This is a genomic window from Sphingomonas sp. CFBP 8765 (assembly GCF_014841445.1).
Lineage (GTDB): Bacteria > Pseudomonadota > Alphaproteobacteria > Sphingomonadales > Sphingomonadaceae > Sphingomonas > Sphingomonas aerolata.
The window spans coordinates 55,256-77,806 of sequence record NZ_JACYTY010000002.1 but is presented as its reverse complement, the minus strand read 5'-3'; the positions used below and the strand labels follow the sequence as shown (position 1 = coordinate 77,806).

Annotated in this window: 26 protein-coding genes and 1 tRNA gene; 17 read left to right on the top strand and 10 right to left on the bottom strand. The window is 66.7% G+C overall.

The features are described 5' to 3' along the window. Positions 1 to 21: 21 nt before the first annotated feature. The 8 genes from IFT87_RS04830 to IFT87_RS04795 all read right to left on the bottom strand — a co-directional run bounded on the left by IFT87_RS04830 (position 22) and on the right by IFT87_RS04795 (position 6,248). Positions 22 to 801 carry a FliA/WhiG family RNA polymerase sigma factor gene (locus tag IFT87_RS04830; RefSeq protein ID WP_031439847.1) on the bottom strand — a complete coding sequence of 260 codons (780 nt, stop codon included), beginning with the start codon at positions 799 to 801 and terminating at the stop codon, positions 22 to 24. Then, entirely contained in the window at positions 798 to 2,858 is a 2,061-nt protein-coding gene (gene flhA / locus IFT87_RS04825; protein ID WP_031439846.1) for a flagellar biosynthesis protein FlhA, read from the bottom strand. The genes IFT87_RS04830 and flhA overlap by 4 nt, the downstream gene beginning before the upstream one ends. A 4-nt stretch (positions 2,859 to 2,862) precedes the next feature. Beyond that, positions 2,863 to 3,729: a hypothetical protein gene (locus IFT87_RS04820; protein ID WP_031439845.1), complete on the bottom strand. Its 867-nt coding sequence runs from the start codon at positions 3,727 to 3,729 to the stop codon at positions 2,863 to 2,865. Positions 3,730 to 3,801: 72 nt separating this feature from the next. Then, entirely contained in the window at positions 3,802 to 4,119 is a 318-nt protein-coding gene (locus IFT87_RS04815; protein WP_031394268.1) for a hypothetical protein, read from the bottom strand. Then, a complete protein-coding gene (gene flgM / locus IFT87_RS04810; protein WP_031439844.1) occupies positions 4,106 to 4,420 on the bottom strand; it encodes a flagellar biosynthesis anti-sigma factor FlgM in 315 nt (104 codons plus the stop codon). The genes IFT87_RS04815 and flgM overlap by 14 nt, the downstream gene beginning before the upstream one ends. 66 nt (positions 4,421 to 4,486) lie before the next feature. After that, positions 4,487 to 5,008: a flagella basal body P-ring formation protein FlgA gene (locus IFT87_RS04805; RefSeq protein WP_320481756.1), complete on the bottom strand. Its 522-nt coding sequence runs from the start codon at positions 5,006 to 5,008 to the stop codon at positions 4,487 to 4,489. Further along, on the bottom strand, positions 5,005 to 5,601 hold the full coding sequence (locus tag IFT87_RS04800) for a flagellar motor protein MotB (protein WP_192007773.1): 597 nt from the start codon (positions 5,599 to 5,601) through the stop codon (positions 5,005 to 5,007). Before IFT87_RS04800 ends, IFT87_RS04805 begins: the two co-directional genes overlap by 4 nt. Then, on the bottom strand, positions 5,598 to 6,248 hold the full coding sequence (locus IFT87_RS04795; protein WP_031440255.1) for a motility protein A: 651 nt from the start codon (positions 6,246 to 6,248) through the stop codon (positions 5,598 to 5,600). The genes IFT87_RS04800 and IFT87_RS04795 overlap by 4 nt, the downstream gene beginning before the upstream one ends. A gap of 272 nt (positions 6,249 to 6,520) precedes the next feature. On the opposite strand from IFT87_RS04795, the gene IFT87_RS04790 reads away from it, so the two are divergent. The 13 genes from IFT87_RS04790 to IFT87_RS04730 all read left to right on the top strand — a co-directional run bounded on the left by IFT87_RS04790 (position 6,521) and on the right by IFT87_RS04730 (position 17,114). Then, positions 6,521 to 6,865, top strand: coding sequence for a flagellar basal body rod protein FlgB (locus IFT87_RS04790; RefSeq protein WP_031440256.1), 345 nt, complete (start codon positions 6,521 to 6,523; stop codon positions 6,863 to 6,865). A 3-nt stretch (positions 6,866 to 6,868) separates the two neighbouring features. Beyond that, positions 6,869 to 7,279 (top strand): flagellar basal body rod protein FlgC, encoded by a 411-nt coding sequence (flgC, locus tag IFT87_RS04785; RefSeq protein ID WP_031394680.1) that lies wholly within the window; start codon positions 6,869 to 6,871, stop codon positions 7,277 to 7,279. A 2-nt stretch (positions 7,280 to 7,281) separates the two neighbouring features. Further along, positions 7,282 to 7,962 carry a flagellar hook assembly protein FlgD gene (locus tag IFT87_RS04780; protein WP_031394681.1) on the top strand — a complete coding sequence of 227 codons (681 nt, stop codon included), beginning with the start codon at positions 7,282 to 7,284 and terminating at the stop codon, positions 7,960 to 7,962. Positions 7,963 to 7,998: 36 nt separating this feature from the next. Beyond that, complete coding sequence (locus IFT87_RS04775; RefSeq protein ID WP_031440257.1) at positions 7,999 to 9,270, top strand: flagellar hook protein FlgE; 1,272 nt, start codon at positions 7,999 to 8,001, stop codon at positions 9,268 to 9,270. A gap of 26 nt (positions 9,271 to 9,296) precedes the next feature. After that, the gene (locus IFT87_RS04770) at positions 9,297 to 10,049 is read left to right on the top strand and encodes a flagellar basal body rod protein FlgF (RefSeq protein ID WP_031394683.1); all 753 of its coding nucleotides are present in this window, start codon (positions 9,297 to 9,299) and stop codon (positions 10,047 to 10,049) included. Positions 10,050 to 10,063: 14 nt separating this feature from the next. Next, positions 10,064 to 10,852 (top strand): flagellar basal-body rod protein FlgG, encoded by a 789-nt coding sequence (gene flgG, locus IFT87_RS04765; protein ID WP_031440258.1) that lies wholly within the window; start codon positions 10,064 to 10,066, stop codon positions 10,850 to 10,852. Between the two features lie 14 nt (positions 10,853 to 10,866). Then, a complete protein-coding gene (locus IFT87_RS04760; RefSeq protein ID WP_192007772.1) occupies positions 10,867 to 11,562 on the top strand; it encodes a flagellar basal body L-ring protein FlgH in 696 nt (231 codons plus the stop codon). A gap of 10 nt (positions 11,563 to 11,572) precedes the next feature. After that, positions 11,573 to 12,664: a flagellar basal body P-ring protein FlgI gene (locus IFT87_RS04755; RefSeq protein WP_031440260.1), complete on the top strand. Its 1,092-nt coding sequence runs from the start codon at positions 11,573 to 11,575 to the stop codon at positions 12,662 to 12,664. Beyond that, entirely contained in the window at positions 12,661 to 12,990 is a 330-nt protein-coding gene (locus tag IFT87_RS04750) for a rod-binding protein (protein WP_037530507.1), read from the top strand. Before IFT87_RS04755 ends, IFT87_RS04750 begins: the two co-directional genes overlap by 4 nt. Continuing rightward, positions 12,987 to 14,336: a flagellar hook-associated protein FlgK gene (gene flgK, locus IFT87_RS04745; protein ID WP_192007771.1), complete on the top strand. Its 1,350-nt coding sequence runs from the start codon at positions 12,987 to 12,989 to the stop codon at positions 14,334 to 14,336. The genes IFT87_RS04750 and flgK overlap by 4 nt, the downstream gene beginning before the upstream one ends. A 5-nt stretch (positions 14,337 to 14,341) precedes the next feature. Continuing rightward, a complete protein-coding gene (locus tag IFT87_RS04740) occupies positions 14,342 to 15,235 on the top strand; it encodes a flagellin N-terminal helical domain-containing protein (protein WP_192007770.1) in 894 nt (297 codons plus the stop codon). Positions 15,236 to 15,346: 111 nt separating this feature from the next. Continuing rightward, positions 15,347 to 16,210 (top strand): flagellar motor stator protein MotA, encoded by an 864-nt coding sequence (motA, locus tag IFT87_RS04735; protein WP_031394196.1) that lies wholly within the window; start codon positions 15,347 to 15,349, stop codon positions 16,208 to 16,210. A gap of 1 nt (position 16,211) precedes the next feature. Next, positions 16,212 to 17,114: a flagellar motor protein MotB gene (locus tag IFT87_RS04730; protein ID WP_031441540.1), complete on the top strand. Its 903-nt coding sequence runs from the start codon at positions 16,212 to 16,214 to the stop codon at positions 17,112 to 17,114. Positions 17,115 to 17,251: 137 nt separating this feature from the next. On the opposite strand, the gene IFT87_RS04725 is transcribed toward IFT87_RS04730, so the two are convergent. Then, positions 17,252 to 17,743, bottom strand: coding sequence for a MucR family transcriptional regulator (locus IFT87_RS04725; RefSeq protein ID WP_031394198.1), 492 nt, complete (start codon positions 17,741 to 17,743; stop codon positions 17,252 to 17,254). Positions 17,744 to 18,328: 585 nt separating this feature from the next. Then, positions 18,329 to 18,415: transfer RNA gene (locus tag IFT87_RS04720), tRNA-Leu, on the bottom strand. Between the two features lie 102 nt (positions 18,416 to 18,517). On the opposite strand from IFT87_RS04720, the gene IFT87_RS04715 reads away from it, so the two are divergent. The 4 genes from IFT87_RS04715 (at position 18,518) to IFT87_RS04700 (ending at position 22,550) form a co-directional block, all read left to right on the top strand. Continuing rightward, a complete protein-coding gene (locus IFT87_RS04715; RefSeq protein ID WP_042467568.1) occupies positions 18,518 to 19,495 on the top strand; it encodes a complex I NDUFA9 subunit family protein in 978 nt (325 codons plus the stop codon). Positions 19,496 to 19,567: 72 nt separating this feature from the next. Further along, the gene (locus tag IFT87_RS04710) at positions 19,568 to 20,377 is read left to right on the top strand and encodes an undecaprenyl-diphosphate phosphatase (protein ID WP_031441542.1); all 810 of its coding nucleotides are present in this window, start codon (positions 19,568 to 19,570) and stop codon (positions 20,375 to 20,377) included. Between the two features lie 152 nt (positions 20,378 to 20,529). Beyond that, on the top strand, positions 20,530 to 21,972 hold the full coding sequence (locus IFT87_RS04705; protein WP_037527153.1) for an NAD(P)-dependent oxidoreductase: 1,443 nt from the start codon (positions 20,530 to 20,532) through the stop codon (positions 21,970 to 21,972). Further along, on the top strand, positions 21,969 to 22,550 hold the full coding sequence (locus IFT87_RS04700; RefSeq protein ID WP_192007769.1) for a DUF2059 domain-containing protein: 582 nt from the start codon (positions 21,969 to 21,971) through the stop codon (positions 22,548 to 22,550). Before IFT87_RS04705 ends, IFT87_RS04700 begins: the two co-directional genes overlap by 4 nt. Position 22,551: the final 1 nt, after the last annotated feature.

Below are 22,551 nucleotides of genomic sequence, written 5' to 3'. Positions count from 1 at the left end.
CGGGGGAGGATGAGGGGTACGTCAGACCTTGCGGGCGAGCGCGCGTTTCAGTTTCGCGTGCGCGGATGCCTTGATCTGGCAGACGCGGGCGGCGCCGATGTCGAAGACCGCGCCGATCTCCTCGAGGTTCATCTCCTCGACATAATAAAGCTGGATCACCTGCGCCTCGCGTTCCGGCAGCGCGGTGATCGCGGCGATCAGCGCGTCCCGCAGGTCGCTGTCGGCGAGCTGTTCGAACGCGTCGGGGGTGTCGTCGGCGAACCACGGCATGTCGTCGGCATAGACCTCGTCGATCGAATCGAACCGGATCGCGTCCGCGGTCACATAGTCGCTGCGCAGCTTGTCGATGCTGACGCCGATATGCTGGGCGATCATGGCGTCTCCGGGGGCCTTGCCCGTCTGGGCGGTGAGCGTGGAAATGGCGTCGGCATATTGCCGGCGGCGGCGCATCGCACCGCGCGTCGTCGTCGCCTGGCGCCGCAGTTCGTCGATCATCGCGCCGCGCAGGCGGGTCGCGACATAGGCCTTGAACGGCGTACCACGCTCCTCGAACCCGGCCGCGGCCTCGACCAGCGCGACGAGCCCGACCTGCACCAGATCCTCGACCTCGACGATGCTGCTCATGCTGCCGTGGACGTGCCAAGCGATCCGGCGGACCATCGCGAGATGCTGTTTGACGAGCTGGTCGGGGTCGCCGCTGGGGCGTTGCTGGGGACGATAGGTGAGGGGCCCCGTCGGGATTTCGCCGGCGCGCGCGGGGCGGGCCTTGTCGAACGCCGCCATCATCGGTTCGGCGCTCATGCGGCCAGCGCCTGCTGTGGTGCGCCGATGACCGCGACGACCTCGACCGCCTTGTCCTCGGGTACTTCGAAGAACGACATGACCGGGGTGTCGGGCAGGCAGGTGCGGACCAGCTTGCGGATTGCGAGGCGGATCGCGGGCTGGACGACCAGCGCGAACGGCTTGGCCTCGGCGATCAGCGGCTGCGCGGCATTTTGCAGCGCTTCGACGATGCGGCGGCCGAGATCGGGTTCGATGACGTGGCGGCGCGACTGGTCGGCGCGCATCGCCTGGCCGAGCAGCCCTTCGAGATGCCCCTCGAGCGTCATCACGCGGAGCGGCTCCCGCATCCCGCACAGCTTCTGGATGATCAGCGCGCCGAGACGCGGGCGGATCAGTTCGATGATCTCCTCGGCATCCTGGCTGCGCTGGGCGGCGACCGCGATCGCGGCGGCGATGCTGCGGAATTCCTTCAGCGGGATGTTCTCGGCGAGCAGGCCCTTGAGGACCTGGGTCAACGTGGTGATCGGGATCGGCGCGAGCGCGGTGACGAGTTGCGCCGCGCGCTCCTTCAGCCCGTCGAGCAGCGCCTGGACCTCGTCGGGGCCGAGCAGCTCGGACGCAGTCTGGCCGAGCAGGTGATTGAGATGAGTCGCGACCACGGTGCCGGGATCGACGACGAGATAGCCCGCGCCGGTCGCCGCATCCGCGTCCGCGGTCGAGATCCAGGTCGCGTCGAGCCCGAAAGTCGGATCCTTGGTGGTCTTGCCGATCAGCGAGCCGAACGCCTGGCCGGTGTCGAGCGCGAGCATGTCGTCGGGCGACACGGTGTCCTCCCCGACGACGACGCCGTTGACGATGATGCGGTAGACATAGGGGGCAAGGTTGATGTCGTCGCGGACGCGGACCTGCGGCACGACGAAGCCCAGTTCCTTCGACAGCTGGCGACGGACGCCGGTAATGCGGCCCATCAACGGCGATCCGCGGCGGTCGTCGACCAGCGGGACCAGGCCGTAGCCGATGTCGAGATTGACCTGCATGCCGTCGGTGACCTCGTCCCAGCCGATCTTCGACTGGTCGATCGCCTCGACGGGGGCGATGACGACGGGGGCGGGGCGACGCTCGATCTGGCGCAGCTTCCAGGCCGCGAACCCGGCGATCGCGGCGGCGGGCAGGATGACCATGTGCGGCATACCGGGCAGGACGCCGAGCAGCGCGAGGATGACCGCGACCGGCGTCCAGGTGCGCGGGGATCCGAACTGGCCGCCGATCTGGCCGGCGAGATCCTTGTCCGAGGTGACGCGCGTGACGATCGACGCTGCGGCGATCGACAGCATCAGCGAGGGAAGCTGTGCGACGAGCGCGTCGCCGATCGCGAGCAGGATGTAGTTGTGCGCGGCGTCGGCGATCGACATGCCGTGGCTGACGGGCCCCAGGATCAGCCCGCCAATGATGTTTGCGGCGAGGATCAGCATCGCGGCGACCGCATCGCCCTTCACGAACTTCGACGAGCCATCCATCGAGCCGTAGAAATCGGCCTCGGTGGACACCTCGATGCGGCGCGCCTTCGCCTCGTCGGGGGTGATGAGCCCGGCGTTCAGGTCGGCGTCGATCGCCATCTGCTTGCCGGGCAGCGCGTCGAGCGTGAAGCGCGCGCTGACTTCGGAGACGCGGCCCGCACCCTTGGTGACGACGATCATGTTGATGATCATCAGGATCGCGAAGACGAAGATGCCGACGACGTAGTCGCCGCCGATCAGGAACGTGCCGAACGCCTCGATGACGTGACCCGCCGCGCTCTCGCCCTCATGGCCGTGAACGAGCACGATCCGCGTCGAGGCGACGTTGAGGCCGAGGCGGAACAGCGTGGCGAACAGCAGCACGGTCGGGAAGGCGGAGAAATCGAGCGGCTTCTGCGCGTTCAGGGCGACCATCAGCACGGCAAGGCTGATCGCGATGTTCGCGACGAAGAAGATGTCGAGCATGAATGCCGGGATCGGCACGACCATGACGAGCACGAGCATCAGGATCGCGAGCGGCAGGACCGATGCACGGGCGTTGGAGAGCAGGCGGTTCATGGGTTCAGCCACCCATCTTCGCGAGCATCAGATAGGCGAGCCGCGCGGTGTCGGGCGTCGGCCGCAACAGGCTTGCCGAGGTCTGGCCCCCATTGAAACCGGCGTTCCGGGTGCCGAACCGGCCCATCGTCGACGTCGCCCAGGCGAGCGCGTCCTCGGCGCTTTCATTGTTGCCGGTGACGACCGTGCTGCCGTCCATGTCGAGCGCCTGCGCGGCGAACTGGACCGAGCCGGTCGTGGCCGAGCCGGTCGCGCCCGCGGCGGCGGCGCCGAGCTTTGTCGAGAATCGCTCGTAGATTGCCGACAGCGAGCGCGGCGTACCGTTGGACTCGTAGAAGACGCCGCGATTGGCGCGCGCGGCGGAGGGGAACAGCGCGGCACCGCTCGCGTCGGGATTGGCCTGCATCGTCGTCAGGAACTTCGACGCGCCGCCGAGCCCCAGGAAATGCGCCATATACAGATCGGTGCCGGTCGCGGTGCGGCCAAGCTTGCCCTCGAGCGCGTCCTTGTTGTCCGACGCATGTTCGGCCGCCATCATCGAGGCGGCGGCGGGATCGTTGCGCAGCGCGAGGATCGCCTGACGCGTGCCCGCATCCGCGACGCCCAGATGCCCGCCCGACGACTGGCCGATGCTGTCGGCTGCCCAGCCGAGCCCGTGCTCAGCGCCGTGCTTCTTGACGACCGCGAGCCAGCTCTGTTCGATGAACTGGTACAGACCCGACGCGCTTGACGTGCCCGCCTTGGCATTAGCGTTAAGCCCGCTTTCGAGCTTCGCCTGGCCGAGCAGATAGTCGAAATCCACGCCCGTCTTGCTGCTCGCAAGCGCGATCGCGGACTGGATCCGGCCGGTAGTGATAGGATTGACGGTCATCCCGCGAGTAATGTCCCTGTTTCAGGACACTACACAGCAAGGGGCGTGCCAGATCTTGCCCGGCCGCGCGGATCAGGCGTAGGCCGCACCCATGCGCGGGCGATAGCCGGCAATGCCGCCCTCGCCGGTCAAGGTTTGCAGGCGGCGGCGGACATTTGCCGCCATCAGGTTGGTATAGATGCGGCAGGTTTCGTTGAGGCGGTTCGCCTCGTCCGCCAGCTCGCGCAATTCGGGACCGGCAGGGCCGGTACCGAGCGTTGCGACCGCATTGATGCCGTCGAGCTTTTGCGTCGTCGCGCGTTCCAGCCCGGCCACGTCGTTGGATTTCAGCGCCGCGATCTCGGCATGCAGCGCGTCGATCACGCGCACTAGGGCGTCACGCCGGGTCATTCGGTGCCCATTCCAGTTTGAAGGCGAGGAGCCGGTCGGCGATCGTCGCGGGCAGGATCGGGAAGGTGCCGTTGGCGACCGCCTTCTTGACCGCGGCCACGCGCGCTTCGTTGATCGGGGCTGCGGCGGCCATCGTCCGCGCGAGCGCGATCGACGAGGTTGCCGAGGGTTCGGCCTCGACCGCACGGTCGGGCGTCTGCGCCAGGGGCTGGGCGACCGGCTGGGCGGGCGTCGTCGCGGCGATGCGCGCGACGCTGCGCTCGCCTCCCGTCAACGGCTTCGAGCCGATCGATTCCACCATGTCTGCACCCTCTGGTTCTTGCTGACAGAGGGAGAAACGGCCGGCGTGCGAAAAGCTTTAACAAAATTAATTCGTCCAGCCGGGCAGGGTCGCGCGGCCGCTGGCGACCGCGATCGCCTGGACCGGGGTGCGGGTGTCGTCGACCTTGACCATGAAGCGTGCGCCGGGGGCGGCATCGGCCAGCGCGACGCCCTCGCGACTGATCGAAAAGCCGTCGGTGCCAGCCTCGATCACGATCGGATCGCCGCGGCGGATGACGGGGGCGGCCTTCACGACCGGGGCATAGGCCGCACGGGTCGTGGCGGGCGTCGCGCCGGGGGCCGAGGCCGGGCGTATGACGGGGACGAAAATGCGCCAGGCGGGGCCGGCACAGGCGACGACCACCGCGTCATGCGCTTCGGTCCGCCACGACATCGCGACGGTCGGGCACGTCGCGAGCCGCAACCGCGAATCGACCGTCGTCCGCGCGCCACCCTCGGCGCCGATCGGCCGGCCGGTGAATGCCGAGACCGCGCGATCGAGCGCGGCGATATCCTGGAAGCCGGCGGACGGCGCACCGGCAGCGATCATCAACAGGGCGAGCATCATGAGGGGGTCCTTGGCGGTTCGCCGACAAAGGCTTGGGTGACGATGGCGGCGCGGCGGCCGGTGGTCGGCGACGTCGCGAGCGTCACGCGGCCGCGGGCGACATGGGCGATCGCGGCCGCGACCGCGCGCGCACGGTCCGAGGCGAGGATCGCCGCGCTGCGCGTGACAGGGTCGACATCGCCGCGCGAGCCGTCGACCGATCCGGTGACGGTGATCTGGACGCGCGGGTCCTGCACCGCGTCACGCGCCCAGGCCGCCAGCGTATCGGGTGACGTAGGCAGCACAGCCGAACCGACCGCGAAGTCGAGCATCCCGGCAGCGGCAACGGGCAAGGCCGTGGGCTTGGCCACTGCACGTGGCGCGGAAGCGGCGAGCGATCTCGACCGTGCGGTGTCGGCCGGTGCCGTCGCGGGTGAACCGAAGCCCTCGCGCAATCCGGCTGCCAGCGCCCGGGGCGCGAGGGGACGGTCGCTGGCGGTCTGCGTAGCCTGCAGGAGTACGAAGAAGCCGACGAGCAGCAAGGCGAGATCGGCGAGCGTAATCAGCCAGAGCGGACGCCCGGGCTGCGGCTCGGGATAATCACCGACCGTCATGCGACGCTCATCAACGGTGCGCGCGGGGCCTCGCGCGCGGCGAGCGCGACGAGTGGCGCCTCGATCCGGGCACGTTCGAACGCCTCGTTGCGGCCCTGTGCGCGCAGGCGGTTGGCGACCGGCATGAAGACGAGGTTGGCGAGCAGCGCGCCATAGAGCGTCGCGAGCAGCGCGATAGCCATCGCGCCGCCGATCGCGGTCGGATCGCTCATCGTCGCGAACATTTGGGCGAGCCCGATCAGCGTGCCGACCATGCCCATCGCGGGCGCGAGTTCGGCGGCGCCTGCCCAGACCTCGGCGGCGGCGACGTGGCGTTCGATCCGCGCATGGCGGCGATGCCGGATCAGCAGTGCCACGTCGCTGGCGGTCGCGCCGTCGACGATCGCCGCGATACCGGCGGCGATGTCGGGATCGGCGATGACCGTACGGTCGAGCGCCATCGCACCGTGGCGCTGGGCGATACGGCCGAGCGCGACGATCTGCTGGAGCAGTGCATCGCCGTCGAGCCGGGCGCGGCCGAGCGTCTTCAGCGCCGCGATCGCGCGGACCAGATCGCGCAGCGGTGTCCGCAAGGCGACGCCGAGGACCGTGCCGCCGCCGACGATGGCGAGCGCGGCGGGGTCGAGCAGATGGGCGAGCGTAATCATGTCCCGTAAGTCTTTGCAAGGGCCGGGCCAGTTCGCGATCCCCCGGTGAGCGGGACTCGCGCGGGCCGGCGGTTTGCACGCTGCGCGACGGGTCGGCACCACGCCTGCCGGTGCGATTGCCGCCACGTCTGCCGGGGCGGCAAGGCGTTGCCGGCCGGGTTGCCGCGCGCTTGCCGACGGGCGGCAAAGCGGCGTCATCCGGTCAGTGAGCGTCAACTGGCACGGGCATTGCTTTGGAAGGCTTGCGCAATCCAGCGCGGGAGTTCGGTCCAGTGTCAGGTGACTCGCTGTTTGGCGTTCATGGTGCGGCCCTCGAGGTGCGATCGCAGCGCATGGGGGTGCTCGCGTCGAACATCGCCAATGCCTCGACCCCCGGCTTCAAGGCGCGCGACATCGACTTCAAGTCGGCGCTCGCGTCGCTCGAGACGGATGGCGCGGGCGGGATCGACGCGGCGACCAAGTATCGCGTGCCGACGCAGACCTCGATGGACGGCAACACCGTCGAGCTGAACCAGGAGCAGACCGCGTTCGCCGAGAATGCGGTGCAGTACCAGACCACGCTGTCCTTCCTGAACGGGCGGATCAGCCAGGTCACCCGCGCGCTGAAGGGGGACTAAGCGATGGCCAATGCGCCGATGACGATTTTCCAGGTCGCTGGCCGCGCGATGTCCGCGCAGCTGTTGCGGATGAACACCACCGCGTCGAACCTCGCCAATGCGGGCGGCGTCGCCGGCTCCGCGGAGGCTGCGTACAAGACGATGAAGCCGGTGTTCCGCACCAGCTTCGACGCCGCCAGCGGGATGTCGACGGTCGATGTCGAGAAGGTCGTCACCGCCGGCGAGGCACCCGCCAAGCGCTACGATCCGAACAATCCGATGGCCGACAAGGATGGCAACATCTTCGAGGCGGCGGTCGATGAAACCCGCGAGCTGGTCGACATGATGGAGACCGCGCGCAGCTACCAGAACAATGTCGAGGTGATGCAGACTGCGAAGTCGCTGATCATCGATACCCTCAAGCTAGGCCGCTGATCATGGCAAGTTCCTTCGACTCGACGCTTTCGAACCTCGGCATCACGCGCGCGACGACCGCCGCGACGACGACCACGGCATCCAATTCGACGACGCTCAACCAGTCGGATTTCCTGAAGCTGATGACCGCGCAGATGCAGAACCAGGACCCGTTCAACCCGGTCGACAACACCCAGATGGTCGCACAGATGGCGCAGTTCTCGAGCCTCGCCGGTATTTCCGAGATGAGCACGACGATGAAGTCGATCGCCGACAAGCTGAACGTGACCAGCGCCAGCGATGCGATGGCCTATGTCGGCAAGACCGTGCTGACCGCGGGTGACACGGCCTATGGGCGGACCAGCGGCGGGCTGGCCGGCGGGATCGAGCTTGGCGCCGCGGCGAGCAACGTCAACGTCACGATCACCGATGCCAATGGCGGCGTGCTGAAGACCATGTCGCTCGGCAGCGCCGACAAGGGCACCGTGAACTACGACTGGGACGGCAAGACCGCGACCGGCGAGGATGCCGGGACGGGACCGTTCAAGGTCATCGTCAACGCCCAGAATAATGGCACGACCGTTGCATCACAGAACCTTGTCTGGGCGCCGGTCCAGTCGGTTTCGACGACGACCGGTGCCGCCATCCTCACGCTACCGGGCCTTGGTGAGGTCCCCGTCACCGCGGTTCGCCAGATCGGCTGATCGCCCGCTGATTGCCAGAATTCCAGGAGTAACCCGATGTCCTTCTATACCTCGCTTTCCGGCCTCCAGGCCTCGCAGACCGAAATGTCGACGATCTCGCACAACCTCGCGAACGTCTCGACCAACGGGTTCAAGAAGAGCCGCACCGAATTCGCCGACGTGATCGCGTCTAGCGTGTCGCTGAACCCCGCGCAGCAGATCGGCTCGGGCACCGTGGTGCAGGGCAATCGGCAGCAGTTCAGCCAGGGCAACCTCATCCAGTCGGCCAACGCGCTCGATCTCGCCGTGTCGGGCGACGGCTTCTTCGTGGTGAAGCCGAGCACGACGTCGCTCAACGTCAACTATACGCGCAATGGCGGCTTTCTGGTCGATGCCGATCGCTATGTGGTCGATTCGAACGGCAGCCATTTGCAGGTCTATCCGGTCGACGGCTCGGGCAAGGTCGTCGCATCGGGGCTCGATTCCGCGGTCAGTCTTCAGCTTCCCGCGACCAGCGGCAAGGCCGTCCCGACCGCGAACGTGTCGATGTCGCTGAACCTCAGCGCCAATGCCGCGATCCCATCGACGACGACGTTCGACCGGTTCGACCCGACCAGCTACAACCAGTCGGCGCAGACGACGATCTATGATGCGAGCGGCAATGCGCAGACGCTGACCAATTATTTCAAGCGCACGACGACGCCCGATGCCGCCAACGGCAATACGAGCAGCTGGGAAGTGTTCAGCTATGTCGGTGACAAGCCGATGACCACCAACGGTGCGGCAAGCGTCGAGCTGGACTTCGACACCACCGGCAAGCTGACCGCGCCGACGACTGCGGTCGCGTTCGACCCGTTCACCACTGCAGGCAGCAGCACGACGCAGCAGTTCGGCTTCACCTTCGGGCTCGACACCACGCAATTGGCATCGGCGTTCAACGTCGCCGCGCGCGCGCAGGACGGCAAGGCGGTCGGCCAGATCCAGGGCGTGACGATCGACGAGTCCGGCATCGTCAAGGCGAGCTTCTCGAACGGCGACACCCAGGCGCTCGGTCAGGTGATGCTCGCCAACTTCTCGAACCCCGAGGGTCTGCGCCAGCTCGGCAGCAGCTACTGGTCGGCGACCGGCATTTCGGGCGAGGCCAAGCTCGGCATCGCCGACGTCAACGGCTTCGGCAAGCTGATGTCGGGAACGATCGAGCGCTCGAACGTCGACATCACCGAAGAGCTCGTCTCGCTGATCGCGGCACAGCGCAACTTCCAGGCGAACTCGAAGGCCTTGGATACCGCGAGCCAGATCTCGCAGACCATCTTCAACATCCGCAGCTGATCCAGGGCGCGGACGGAGAACCCTGAATGGACAAGCTGGTCTACACCGCGGCGACGGGACTGCGCGCGCACATGGCGGCGCAGTCGGCGATCGCCAACAACATGGCGAACGCGTCGACCACCGGATTCCGTGCCGACCGCGTGGTGTTCGACCGGATCGACCTGAAGGGTGGCGGCCAGCAGTTCGAGGCGCGCGCGCCGACGTCGGAGGAAGTGACCGACGCCGACCGCGCGCCGGGGGCGATCCAGACCACGGGGCGGCCGCTCGACGTCGCGGTCACCGGCGCGACCGCATGGCTCGCGGTGCAGGCGTCGGACGGCTCCGAAGCCTATACGCGGCGCGGCGACCTGGAGATCGCTCCGTCGGGCGTGCTCCAGACCGGCGACGGTTTTCCGGTGATGGGATCGGGCGGTCCGATCACGATCCCGCCCTATGACACGCTCTCGATCGCGGGCGACGGGACGATTTCGATCGTGCCGCAGGGTGGCGATGCGAATGCGCCGCAGGTGATCGACAAGCTGAAGCTGGCCGACACCAAGGGGTCGGACACGGTCAAGGGGCTCGACAATCTGCTGCGCGTGCGCGGTGGCGGCGTGCTGCCCGAGGATCTCGATGCGAAGGTGCAGGGCGGGGCGATCGAGGGATCGAACGTCAACATGACGCAGGCGCTGGTCGACATGATCGAGAATCAGCGCAGCTACGAGGTCCAGGCCAACATGCTGAAGTCCGCCAAGGACATGGATGAAAGCGGTGCATCACTGATGCGCCTGCCGAGCTAAGGAAGGATTAGGCCATGAGCAGTTCCGCCATGCATATCGCGCGTACCGGGCTCGACGCCCAGGATACGCGCATGCGGGTCATTTCGAACAACCTCGCCAACGTCAACACGACGGGGTTCAAGAAGGATCGCGCCGCGTTCGAGACGCTGGCGTACCAGGTCGTGACCGCGCCGGGCGCGCAGTCGACGGCGGAGACCAAATACGCGACCGGGCTCAACCTCGGCACCGGCGTCCGGATCCAGGGCACCGCGCGGATCGATACGCAGGGGTCGATGCAGACGACGGGCAACAGCCTCGACCTCGCGCTCGACGGCGACGGCTATTTCCAGGTGCAGATGCCCGGCGGCACGCTCGGCTATACGCGCGCGGGCAATTTCTCGCGCAGCCCCGAGGGGCTGATGGTGACCAGCGAGGGTTATCAGGTGATGCCCGGCATCACCGTGCCCGAGGGGACGACCAACATCACGATCGGCCAGGACGGTACCGTCTCGGCGACGATCCCCGGCCAGTCGGAAGCGCAGCAGATCGGCCAGATCCAGGTCGCGAGCTTCGCCAATGGTGCCGGGCTCCAGGCGACGGGCGACAATTACCTGGTCGAGACCGCCGCGTCGGGCGCCGCCAATCTGGGCGTTGCCGGGCAGGATGGCCGCGGTCGCGTGCGGCAGGGGATGCTCGAAGCGTCGAACGTCAACGTCGTCGAGGAGCTGGTCGACATGATCGAGACGCAGCGTGCGTATGAGGTCAATTCAAAGATGATCTCGGCGACCGACGACATGCTGAAATACGTCAACCAGAACATCTGATCGCAGGGCGCATCATGGCACTTCCGATCCCCACGCGCGCGCCGATCGCGCTCCTCGCGATTGCCGCCGGCACGCTCGCGCCGCTGTCGGCGCAGGCCAGGCTGTTCGGCAAGAAGGCGCCGCCCGAGGACTTCACCGTCGCACGGCCGCTGCCCGTGCCGTTGGCGTCGCCCGCGACCGGATCGATCTTCCAGGCGCAGGACGGCTATGCCGCGCTGTACGAGGGCTGGCGTGCGCGGAAAGTCGGCGATCCGCTGACGATCGTGCTGGTCGAGCGCACCGCCGCGTCGAAATCCTCGGGCTCGAAGCTCGACAGCAGCGGCTCGGCCAGCATCACCCCGCCGACGACGGGCGCGCTCAACCTGTTCAACCGCGCCGATGCGACGATCAGCGGCGGGCGCAACTTCAACGGCGCGGGCGCCGCCGACCAGGCGAACTCGCTGTCGGGCGAGGTCAGCGTGACGGTCGCCGAAGTCTATCCCAACGGCACGATGCTCGTGCAGGGGCAGAAGCGCGTGACGCTCAACCGCGGCGACGAGTTCCTCAAGATCAAGGGGCTGGTGCGCACCGCCGATGTCGACCGCGACAACCGCGTGCTGTCGACGCGGGTCGCCGATGCGCAGATCTCTTACACCGGCAAGGGCGACGTCGCCCGCGCCGGCCGCCAGGGGTGGCTCAGCCGCTTCTTCTCCGTCGTCAGCCCTTTCTGAGGCCGTGACCATGCGCTTCCTGCTCACCCTCCTCGCCTCGCTCCTGATCGCAGCACCGGCGTCTGCAGACCGGATCAAGGACCTGGGCGGGTTCCAGGGGATTCGGTCGAACCAGCTGACCGGCTACGGCATCGTCGTCGGGCTGCCCGGCACGGGCGACGACAATCTGGAATATACCGTCCAGTCGCTGAAAGCCGTCGCGTCGCGCTTCGGGCTGCAGCTGCCGCCCAACGCCAATCCGGGGATGAAGAACGCCGCGGTGGTGATGATCACCGCCGAACTGCCGCCCTTCGCCAAGCCCGGCCAGCGGCTCGACATCACCGTCGCGTCGATGGGCAAGGCCAAGAGCTTGCGCGGCGGCAGCCTGATCATGACGCCGCTGCTCGGCGCGGATAACCAGATCTATGCGATGGCGCAGGGCAATCTCGCGGTCGGCGGGCTCGGCGCGGAAGGTGCGGATGGGTCGAAGATCGTCGTCAACATCCCCTCGACCGGGCGCATCCCCGAGGGCGCAACGGTCGAACGGGCGGTTGCGACCGGGTTCGACAGCGCGCCGATGCTGACCTTCAACCTTGCGCGTGCCGATTTCACGACCGCGCAGAACGTCGCGGGCGCGATCAATTCGAAGCTCGGCTTCGGCAGCGCGCAGGCGATCGACGCGGTTTCGGTCGCGGTCCGCGCGCCGGTCGGTGCGGACGTTCGTGCGACCCTGATGTCGACGATCGAGAATCTCGACGTGGTCTCCGCCGAGCCCTCGGCAAAAGTAATCGTAAATGCGCGCACCGGTACGGTCGTTATAAACTCCGCGGTGCGCGTGGGGCCTGCCGCAGTGACGCATGGGAAGCTGACGGTGCGGATCGACGAGAAGCCACAGGTGAGCCAGCCCGCGCCGTTCAGCCAGGGCCAGACCGTCGTCACGCCGAACAGCGCGGTCGCGGTCGAGGAGGAACGTCGCCCGATGTTCCTGCTGAACCCCGGCCCCAGGCTCGCCGACATCGTCAAGGCGGTGAACGCGATCGGCGCGTCGCCCGCCGATCTGGTCGCAATCCTCGAGGCGCTGAAGGAAGCCGGCGCGCTCAAGGCCGAGTTGATCGTCCTGTGAGCCCGATCGCAGCCCCCGGCCCGATCGATGCGGGCGGCATCTCGACCGATACGAGCCGGCTGAAGTCGAACGACAATCTCGACAAGGCGGGCAAGAAGTTCGAGGCGGTCTTCACCGGCATGATGCTGAAGAGCATGCGCCAGGCGAAATTGAGTGATTCGCTGTTCGAATCCAAGGCGCTCGACACCTTTACCGAGATGCAGGACGCCCGCGTCGCGCAGACCATGGCCGAGCACACGCCGCTCGGCATCGGCAAGGCGATGACCGATTTCCTCGCCAAATCGCAATCCGATCTTAACCCGGACGCGGCAGAGCCGTCGCCATGAGCGACCTCCTGTCGATCGGCGCGTCGGGCGTGCGGGCGTACCAGACCGCGCTGAACACCGTGTCCGAGAACATCGCGAACACCGGCACCGCGGGTTATACCCGGCGGACGACGAATCTCGGCCAGGTGACCTCGATCGGCAGTGGCATCAATGCGAGCGTCGCGACCGGCAGCAACGGCGTCACCGTCACCGGCATCTCGCGCTCGGCCGACACGTTCCGTTCGCTCGCGGTCCGCAACGCCGGGTCGGATCTTGCCAGGACGGAGACCGCGGCGGCCTGGCTCGGGCGGATCGAGACGTCGCTGACCGACAACAAGCTCGGCGATCGTCTCACCAGCTTCTTTTCCGCCGCGCAGACCCTGTCGGCGGACCCGACCTCGGTCCCGGCGCGGTCGGTGATGCTCGAATCCGCGACCAGCGCGGCCGCGGCATTCACCGCGACGGGCAAGGCGCTCGACACCGCAGCGGCCGATCTCGACACCGCGACGCGCCAGGCGACGCAGACGCTCAATTCGTTCGGCACCGCGCTGGCCAAGGTCAATGACGGCATCGCGCGTAGCCAGAAGGGGTCGACCAACGCCGCGCAGCTCGGCGACCAGCGCGACCAGTTGCTCGAGCAGATGAGCACGATCACCGATATCAGTACGGAGTTCGACGATCTCGGCCGTGCGACGGTGCGGCTGGGCGGCGCGAGCGGCCCGGTATTCGTGGCGGGCCCCGATGCAGGCAATGTCAGCTATCTGAAGAATGACGAGGGCGCGGTCGGGTTCGTCGTGCAGCGGACGGGCACGACATCGGCGGTGACGCCGTCGGGCGGCGCGCTGGCCGGCTATGCCGAGGGCGCGCAGAAGATCGTCGCGGCGCGCGACACGCTGAACGGCATCGCGACCGACTTCACCACGCAGGTCAACGCCATCCAGGCGCAGGGGCGCGATCTCGACGGCAATCCGGGTGTGCCGCTGTTCAAGACCGGCGACACGCCGACAAGCATCGCCGTTGCACTGACCGACCCGCGCGGCATCGCCGCGGCGGGCGCGACCGGCGGCGCGCGCGATGCGTCGAACCTGGCCGCGCTGCTCGCGACGCGCGACCCGACGACGGGCAGCGAACAGCGGCTGACCAACATGATCACGAGCAACGCGGCGTCGTTCGAGCAGCGCAAGCTGGTCGGCGATGCGCAGGGCGCGATCCGCGACGGCGCGGTGACCGCACGCGATTCGGGCAGCGGTGTCGACCTCGACAGCGAGGCGGTCGACCTGCTCCGCTTCCAGCAGGCCTATCAGGCGTCGAGCCGCGTCATCCAGACCGCGCGCGACATCCTCCAGACCATCCTCGAGATCCGGTAGGCCTTATGCAGATCGCGACCAGCCTGTTCTACGACCGCTCGGCGAAGGCGATGAATGCGCTGTCGAAGCAGGCGGACGCTTTGCAGACGCAGATCTCGTCCGGCATCAAATTCACCGCGCCCTCGTCCGACAGCGCCGCCTATCAGCGGCTGGCGGGGCTCGCGCGCGATGCCGTCGACGACAAGGCCTATGCCGCGAACCTGACGACCGCCGCATCGGTGCTGAAACAGTCGGACACCACGCTCAGTGCGATCACCGCGCAGTTGCAGCGCGTGTCCGAACTCACGGTGCAGGCGCGCAACGGCACGCAGAGCGGCGATGCGCGCAAGGCGATCGGCGTCGAAATCGCGGGCATCGTCGATACAATCGCGAGTCTCGCGAACGTCAAGGACCTGCGCGGCCAGCCGATCTTCGGCGGCGCGGACGGCGGGCCCGCGGCGGTGAAGCAGGCCGATGGCAGCTATGCGCTGGCGACGACCAGTGTCTCGCCGATCCCGGTCGGCGACGGCGCGAGCGTCCAGGCGAACGAATCGGCGTCGCGCGTGCTGCGCGCCGACGGCAAGGACACGCTGGCGGTATTAGGCGCGATCGCGACCGCGCTCCAGGCCGAAAGCTATGATCCCGCCGCGCTCGATACCGCACTCGACGATCTGTCGGCGGCGTCGGAACAGGTGTCGTCGATCCAGGCGTCGCTCGGCGCGCGCGCGTCGCGGGTCGATCTAGAAACCGCCCGGCTGAAGGACGTCGCGGTCGACCGCGAGGATACCCGCCAGTCGATCGAGGGCACCGACATCACGACGGCGATCACCGAGTTGCAGAAGACGATGACGATCCTGTCGGCGACTCAGGCGAGCTTCTCGAAGCTCAGCGCGCTGTCGCTGTTCGATTATCTTCGCTGAGCGCATTTATAGAACGGATCGAGCGGGTCCGGTAACCGGATGGCTACGAAATCCGGTTAATCCTCCGGTGACAGGGCCGGCATTCCGGGCTTTGGGGGAATTTCCAACACCATGTTTCCGATTATCGGCATCGTCGTCCTGCTCGTCATGGTATTCGGCGGCTTCGCGTTTACCGGCGGGGCGCTCGGCCCCGTGCTCGAGGCGATCCCGCACGAGATGCTCATCATCGGCGGTGCGGCCGCCGGCGCGCTGATCATCGGCAATTCGGGCAAGGAGCTCAAAGGCCTCGGCGGCGGGCTGATGAAGGTCTTCAAGGGCCCGAAATATAAGAAGCAGGATTATCTCGACGTCATTTTCCTCGTCAGCAAGCTGATGAAGATGCTGCGCGTCGACGGGCCGATCGCGCTCGAGCCGCATGTCGAGGACCCCAATTCCTCCGCGGTCTTCGCCGAATACCCCAAGCTGCTGAAGGACCATGCGCTGATCAACCTGATCGCCGACACGCTGCGCCTCGTCGTGGTGTCGAGCGGTACGCTCGACGTGCATGCGGTCGAGGAGGTGATGGACCAGTCGATCAAGACGCATCATCACGAGGAGGAAAGCGCGCACGGCACGCTGACCAGCCTCGCCGACGCGCTGCCTGCGCTCGGCATCGTCGCGGCGGTGCTCGGCGTGGTGAAGACGATGGGATCGATCGACAAGCCGCCGTCGGTGCTCGGCTCGATGATCGGGTCGGCGCTGGTCGGCACGTTCATGGGCGTGCTGCTGGCCTATGGCATGGTCGCGCCGCTGGCGAACCGGCTGAAGCAGGTGCTCGACGCCGATGCCTCGATCTACGGCGTGGTGAAGCAGATCATCATCGCCTCGCTCCACGGCCATCCGCAGCCGCTGGTGATCGAGGCGGCGCGCTCGGGGATCGCGCATCGCAACCAGCCGGGCTTCGCCGAAGTCTTTGACGGGCTGCGCGGGAAGTAGGATGGCACGCGCGCCGCACGGGGCGAACCAGCCGCCCAAGATCATCGTCAAGAAGGTCTATATCGAGGGCCATGGCGGCCATCATGGCGGTGCCTGGAAGGTCGCCTATGCCGATTTCGTGACCGCGATGATGGCGTTCTTCCTGCTGCTGTGGATCCTCGGCGCGACGACCGAGAAACAGCGCAAGGGCATTGCCGACTATTTCGCGCCGACGCTGATCGACACGCACACGCTGGGGATCGGCGGCGGGGCGCTGCTGGGTGGCGAGTCGATCCTGTCGAAGAACAAGATCGGTCCGCAAGCGGGGCAGACCAGCCTGCCGCAGATCGCCATTCCGAATGCGGGCGCGGGCGGCGCGGACACCGGCACCGGGCCCAAGGGCAACAAGAAGGGGCTCGACGCGCTGAATGCGGAGGATCGCCGCAATTTCGACGCGATGCGCCGCAAGGTGCTCCGCCAGATCGAACAGTCGAAGAACCTGTCGCGTCTGGCGAGCCACATCCGCTTCGTGCCGACGCAGGACGGGATGCGCATCGACCTGATCGACGATGCCGATTATTCGATGTTCGCGCTGGGCACGACGGCGCTCGACGCCAGGGCAGGCGATCTGATCGGGATGATCGCGGGATCCATTGCAGGGTCGGCGAACCCGATCATGATCCGCGGGCACACCGACAGCGTGCCCTATGGCGATCCGCGCGCGATGAACAACTGGATGCTCTCGTCGGGGCGCGCCGAGGCGACACGACGGCGGCTGCTCGCCGGCGGCACGCCCGAGGCGCGCTTCGAACGGATCGAGGGTGTCGCGGACCGCGAGCCGCTGATCGTCAAGAACCCGAGCGATCCGCGCAACCGGCGCGTCGCGATCACCTTGCTCTACCGTCGGGGTCGTTTCGGCAGCTAGCCCGGCGCGACGACCCGGCCGGTGTCCGCCGGGGTGGTGAGGGGCGGCAACGGCGCGTGCGCCCTGCCTAATGCGAAAAGGGGCCGGTGGCGAACCACCGACCCCTGTAGTCGCTCAGATCGGTCGACCCGCGTCGCTTATTCGGCGACAGCCTCGACCTTGCGCTTGCGCTGCGGCGCGGCAGCCGGGGCTTCGGTCTTGCGGGCGCCGGGCTTGCGACCGAGACCGATCTTCTTGGCCATGGCACGGCGGCTTTCCGAATAGGTCTCGGCGACCATTGGATAGTCCGGCTTCAGCCCGTAGCGTTCGCGATATTCGATCGGCGTCATGCCGTGCGTCGCCAGGTGACGGCGCAGTGTCTTGTACGGCTTGCCGTCGATCATCGAGATGATGTGATCTTTCGATGCCAGCGATTTCCGGACCGAGACTGCCGGGGTGTATTCGGCGACGGGCTCGACCACGGGCTCCTCCGTCGACGTGCCCAGCAATGCAGACACGGTGTCGTGCATCTTGCCGAGGAACGACGGAACCTCTTCGGCGGACGTGCGCGTATTGGGGTTTGTCAGCCACGCGATCGTCAGTTCGGTCGCCAATTCAACAGCGTTCAGCTCAATAATGTCTTCGGACATGATATGCTCCAGTCTTTGATCGACGCCTACGCCTATAGCACCCTATAATCAACATCCGATTTGAACCTATTATGCCATTTGCTATGCATTTTCTTCCAAAAGCCGTGCCGCACGGTATCAAGACGCAATTTTCCCGGCTTGGATGCAGTCTCGAGGAAGATCGGGAAGTGGTCTGGGCAGACACTTACTATAGGGGATAATGTCTGATATCTTCATTAACTATGATGCAGATCAGGCCTGATTGATCCGTGGAATGAATATGGGACCGATACCATGGACCTGAATGCTACTGCGGAGGAAGGACGGTCGACCCGAACCCGTCACTGTCTTTGACGGTCCTTCCGAAGTCTGGGGCGGCGTGTGGCTGAGGTCGGCCGGCTGAAGCCGGACGCGTGTGCCGCAGTGCATCGAACCCGGGCAGCAGGCCTAGCGCTGGAGCGCTGATCTGACGGGGGCGGACCGGGCTTCGGTTGCCGAGGTGGTCGGTAGTGTGTGAGCTAAGATCTGATTGCTTGGGGCATTGCCGATCGGCCGCCCGACGGATCGCCTTAGGCGCTGACCGTCGTCTCACCCACCTGGTGAGAATGGTGCCCGGAAGAGGACTCGAACCTCCACGACCTTGCGATCGCCAGCACCTGAAGCTGGTGCGTCTACCAATTCCGCCATCCGGGCACGGGGTAGGAGGGCGCCTCTAGTGGAGGGTTGCGATGCTTGTCAACAACCCTCTTGCTGGGGCAAAGGGCGGGCAGGCATAAAGAATTGGACGGACGGGCGATGAACGACAGACTGGTGACGCTGATCGGGGGCGGAGGTTTCGTCGGCCGCTATGTCGCGCAGGCGCTGCTGGCGTCGGGTGCGCGGGTCCGGATCGCACAGCGCGATCCGCGGCAGGCGTTTTTTCTCAAGCCACTTGGCGGGCTCGGGCAGACGCAATTTGTCGGCGCCGACGTGACCAAGCCCGCGACGATCGCGCAGGCGGTGCAGGGTGCGGACATCGTCGTGAACCTGGTCGGGGTGCTGGCGGGTGATTTCCACGGCGTCCAGGCGCTCGGCGCGCGGACCGTGGCGGAGGCAGCCGCCAAGGCGGGGGTCGGCGCGCTGGTCCATGTCTCGGCGATCGGTGCGGACGCCGCATCGGACTCGGCCTATGGCAAGTCGAAGGGCGAGGGCGAGGCGGCGGTCCGCGCGGCCTTCCCCAACGCGACGATCCTGCGGCCGTCGATCATCTTCGGGCAGGAGGATCAGTTCGTGAACCGCTTCGCCGGAATGATCGCCAAGGCGCCGGTCGTGCCCGTGCTGCGCGCTGGAGCCAAGTTCCAGCCCGTGTTCGTCGGCAACGTCGCGGACGCGATCGTCGCCGCGGCCTCGGCTCCCGAGACGTTCGGCGGCAAGACGCTGGAGATTGGCGGGCCGGACGTCATCACCATGGGCAACCTGATCCGCTGGATCGCCGCCGCGATCGGCCGCGAACCGTCGATCGTCGAATTGCCCGATTTTGCCGGGGCACTGATCGCCAAGGCCGGGTTCCTTCCAGGCGCGCCGATCACCCAGGATCAGTGGCGGATGCTGCAGAGCGACAATATCGTCACCGGGGTCGACGGGCTGAAGGCGATGGGGATCGAGGCGACGCCGATGTCGACGGTCGCGCCGGGCTGGCTCGTCCGTTTCCGCAAGGCTGGGCGGTTCGGTCGCCGTGCCGCAACTCGGGCCGACACCCAGGTGGACACGCATTCGGCGACCCACGTGGTCTGATCCCGATGCGGGTCCAGCCGCCATCGACACTGATCGACCAGTCCTGATTCACCGCGCTGCGGGAGCTTTTGCGTGTCCGAACTTCTTACCGTCATCCTTCTCGGCATCGTCGAGGGGATCACCGAATTCCTGCCGGTCTCGTCGACAGGCCATCTCATCCTCGCGACGCGGCTGCTCGGCTATGATGCGGGGCGCTGGGAGGTGTTCAACGTCGTCATCCAGCTCGGCGCGATCCTTGCGATCGTGGTCCTGTACTGGCGGACCTTCTGGGCGGTGGGCATGGGCCTCATTCGCCGCGAGCCGAAATCCTGGCTGTTTCTGCGCAATCTGGTGGTCGCCTTCATCCCTGCCGCGGTGATCGGGCTGGCGCTGCACCATTATATCGAGGCGCTGCTCGGCAATGCCGAGGTGGTCGCGATCGCGCTGGTCGTTGGCGGCTTCGCCATTCTAGCGGTCGAGCGGTTCGCACCGCGCAGCGACATAAGCGGTGTCGCTGACATCCCGCTGCGCACCGTCGTCGGGATCGGCCTGCTCCAGTGCCTCGCGATGATCCCTGGCGTCAGCCGCTCGGGCGCAACGATCCTCGGGGCGCTGGCACTCGGCGTCGAGCGGCGCACCGCCGCCGAGTTCAGCTTCTTCCTCGCCATCCCCACGATGCTGGGGGCGAGCGGGCTCGAACTGATGAAGAACCATGCGGCGCTGACCAGCGGCGAGGGTGTCGGCCTGCTGTCGATCGCGATCGGCGCGCTCGTTTCGTTCGTCGTCGCGTTGCTGGTGGTCAAATGGTTCGTCGGAATCGTCACCAAGCACGGGTTTGTGCCGTTTGCATGGTATCGCATCGCCGCGGGCTCCGCCGCGCTGGTATGGCTCCTATCGAAATAGGTCCGAGTCGGGATATATTCCGTGAGATTTGTGAATATATCCCCCGACCTGCGAGATTTGGCGTAATATATAGGTCAGTTTAGCTGACATAATAGGCGTTTTTGCCGTGACAAACCTTCGACGACGCAATAACGCGATTGTCGGAGGCATAAATGGCGAACGATTCGATGCTCAAATTCGTCGGGCGGGAGCAATCCTATCCCGACAAGCGTAATGCGGTGGAACGCGCGGACGATTTCCGCGAGATCGCCGCGCGCTATGCAGTCGAACCCGCCGAGGAGCAGGCGGGGCGCTGTTCGCAATGCGGCGTGCCCTATTGCTCGGTCCATTGTCCGCTCCACAATCATATCCCCGACTGGCTGCGCCTGACCGCTGAGGGCCGGCTTCGCGAGGCGTATGAGCTCAGCAACGCGACCTCGACCATGCCCGAGATCTGCGGTCGCATCTGTCCGCAGGACCGGCTGTGCGAGGGTAATTGCGTCATCGAGTTCACGGGCCACGGCGCGGTCACGATCGGCTCGGTCGAGAAGTTCATCACCGACACCGCCTGGGAGAATGGCTGGGTCGAGCCGCTGGTCCCCGGCAAGTCTCGCGGCCAGTCGGTCGGCGTGATCGGGGCAGGGCCTGCCGGGCTGAGCGCCGCCGAATATCTGCGCGGCCACGGCTATGACGTGCACGTCTATGATCGTTACGACCGCGCGGGCGGCCTGCTCACTTATGGCATTCCCGGGTTCAAGCTCGAAAAGCCGATTGTCATGCGTCGGGTCGAGCGACTGAAGACCGCGGGCATCGTGTTCCACGAAGGCTTTGCGGTCGGTGACGACGCCAGCCTCGACGAGCTGAGGCAGCGCCACGACGCGATCCTGATCGCGACCGGCGTGTACAAGGCGCGCGCGATGGACCTGCCCGGTGGCGGTTCCAATGGCGTGGTGGCGGCGCTCGACTTCCTCGTCGCGTCGAACCGCAAGGGTTTCGGTGATGCGGTCCCCGCGTTCGACGACGGCAGCCTGAATGCCGAGGGCAAGGACGTCGTCGTGATCGGCGGCGGCGATACCGCGATGGACTGTGTCCGCACCGCGATCCGCCAGGGCGCCAAGTCGGTGAAATGCCTCTATCGCCGCGACCGCGCGAACATGCCCGGGTCGCAGCGCGAAGTCGCCAATGCCGAGGAGGAGGGCGTCGAATTCGTCTGGTTGTCGGGCCCGCAGAGCTTCGACGGCGGCGAGAGCGTGTCGAGCGTCAGGGTGCGCAAGATGCGTCTGGGCGCAGCCGATGCGAGCGGTCGCCGCACGCCCGAACCCGATCCTGCCGGTGACTATTCGGTCGATGCCGACCTGGTCATCAAGGCGCTGGGCTTCGATGCCGAGGACCTGCCGACCTTGTTCGCGACGCCCGAACTGGGGGTAAGCCGCTGGGGTACCGTGCTGGTCGATGGCAAGACGCTGATGACCAGCCTCGACGGCGTGTTCGCAGCGGGCGACATCGTCCGCGGCGCAAGCCTGGTCGTGTGGGCGATCCGCGACGGCCGCGACGTGGCCGCGACGATGCACAAGTATCTCAAGGCGAAGGCGGCCAGCGCGAAGGTCGCGGCATGAGGCTCGGGTTTCTCGGGGCGGTGTTGCTGGCGGGTGCGGCAGTCCCGTCGGCGGCGCATGCGCAGGCAGCGCCTGTTGCCGCCGCGGCACCTGATCCGGCCCGACTTGCAGCAGCGCGCGAATTGATCGACGTCTTGATGCCTCCCGAATCGCGCGCGCGGATGATCGAGGGCATGATCGCGCCGATGTTGGGCAATCTCCAGCAGGGCATGGCGCAGAGCCCGATGTTCAGCAGCGCAATGGCTAAAAATCCGCAGATGCAGGCGCAGTTTGCCGCCTTCATGAACCAACAGCAGACTCGCACGCTGACGTTGATGCGCGACGGCATGCCGGGCATGTTCGATACGATGGCGCGTGCCTATGCGCGCCGCTTCGACGTCGCCCAGTGTCGCGACATCAAGGCGTTCTTCGCGACGCCGAGCGGACGCCTGTACATGCAGCAGTCGCTGACGATCATGGCCGATCCTGACGTCGCCGCGTGGCAGCGGTCGATGATGGAATCCTCGATGCGCCACATGCAGGCCGATGTCGCCGAATTCGCCAAGCAGGTTGCCACGCCCGAGCAAAAGAAGAAGTGAC

What these genes read in the sequence shown, in the direction of transcription:
- IFT87_RS04830 (WP_031439847.1), bottom strand. Translation starts at nt 801, where the DNA reads ATGAGCGCCGAACCGATGATGGCGGCGTTCGACAAGGCCCGCCCCGCG.
- flhA (WP_031439846.1), bottom strand. Translation starts at nt 2,858, where the DNA reads ATGAACCGCCTGCTCTCCAACGCCCGTGCATCGGTCCTGCCGCTCGCG.
- IFT87_RS04820 (WP_031439845.1), bottom strand. Translation starts at nt 3,729, where the DNA reads ATGACCGTCAATCCTATCACTACCGGCCGGATCCAGTCCGCGATCGCG.
- IFT87_RS04815 (WP_031394268.1), bottom strand. Translation starts at nt 4,119, where the DNA reads ATGACCCGGCGTGACGCCCTAGTGCGCGTGATCGACGCGCTGCATGCC.
- flgM (WP_031439844.1), bottom strand. Translation starts at nt 4,420, where the DNA reads ATGGTGGAATCGATCGGCTCGAAGCCGTTGACGGGAGGCGAGCGCAGC.
- IFT87_RS04805 (WP_320481756.1), bottom strand. Translation starts at nt 5,008, where the DNA reads ATGATGCTCGCCCTGTTGATGATCGCTGCCGGTGCGCCGTCCGCCGGC.
- IFT87_RS04800 (WP_192007773.1), bottom strand. Translation starts at nt 5,601, where the DNA reads ATGACGGTCGGTGATTATCCCGAGCCGCAGCCCGGGCGTCCGCTCTGG.
- IFT87_RS04795 (WP_031440255.1), bottom strand. Translation starts at nt 6,248, where the DNA reads ATGATTACGCTCGCCCATCTGCTCGACCCCGCCGCGCTCGCCATCGTC.
- flgC (WP_031394680.1), top strand. Translation starts at nt 6,869, where the DNA reads ATGGCCAATGCGCCGATGACGATTTTCCAGGTCGCTGGCCGCGCGATG.
- IFT87_RS04780 (WP_031394681.1), top strand. Translation starts at nt 7,282, where the DNA reads ATGGCAAGTTCCTTCGACTCGACGCTTTCGAACCTCGGCATCACGCGC.
- IFT87_RS04775 (WP_031440257.1), top strand. Translation starts at nt 7,999, where the DNA reads ATGTCCTTCTATACCTCGCTTTCCGGCCTCCAGGCCTCGCAGACCGAA.
- IFT87_RS04770 (WP_031394683.1), top strand. Translation starts at nt 9,297, where the DNA reads ATGGACAAGCTGGTCTACACCGCGGCGACGGGACTGCGCGCGCACATG.
- flgG (WP_031440258.1), top strand. Translation starts at nt 10,064, where the DNA reads ATGAGCAGTTCCGCCATGCATATCGCGCGTACCGGGCTCGACGCCCAG.
- IFT87_RS04760 (WP_192007772.1), top strand. Translation starts at nt 10,867, where the DNA reads ATGGCACTTCCGATCCCCACGCGCGCGCCGATCGCGCTCCTCGCGATT.
- IFT87_RS04755 (WP_031440260.1), top strand. Translation starts at nt 11,573, where the DNA reads ATGCGCTTCCTGCTCACCCTCCTCGCCTCGCTCCTGATCGCAGCACCG.
- flgK (WP_192007771.1), top strand. Translation starts at nt 12,987, where the DNA reads ATGAGCGACCTCCTGTCGATCGGCGCGTCGGGCGTGCGGGCGTACCAG.
- IFT87_RS04740 (WP_192007770.1), top strand. Translation starts at nt 14,342, where the DNA reads ATGCAGATCGCGACCAGCCTGTTCTACGACCGCTCGGCGAAGGCGATG.
- motA (WP_031394196.1), top strand. Translation starts at nt 15,347, where the DNA reads ATGTTTCCGATTATCGGCATCGTCGTCCTGCTCGTCATGGTATTCGGC.
- IFT87_RS04730 (WP_031441540.1), top strand. Translation starts at nt 16,212, where the DNA reads ATGGCACGCGCGCCGCACGGGGCGAACCAGCCGCCCAAGATCATCGTC.
- IFT87_RS04725 (WP_031394198.1), bottom strand. Translation starts at nt 17,743, where the DNA reads ATGTCCGAAGACATTATTGAGCTGAACGCTGTTGAATTGGCGACCGAA.
- IFT87_RS04715 (WP_042467568.1), top strand. Translation starts at nt 18,518, where the DNA reads ATGAACGACAGACTGGTGACGCTGATCGGGGGCGGAGGTTTCGTCGGC.
- IFT87_RS04705 (WP_037527153.1), top strand. Translation starts at nt 20,530, where the DNA reads ATGGCGAACGATTCGATGCTCAAATTCGTCGGGCGGGAGCAATCCTAT.
- IFT87_RS04700 (WP_192007769.1), top strand. Translation starts at nt 21,969, where the DNA reads ATGAGGCTCGGGTTTCTCGGGGCGGTGTTGCTGGCGGGTGCGGCAGTC.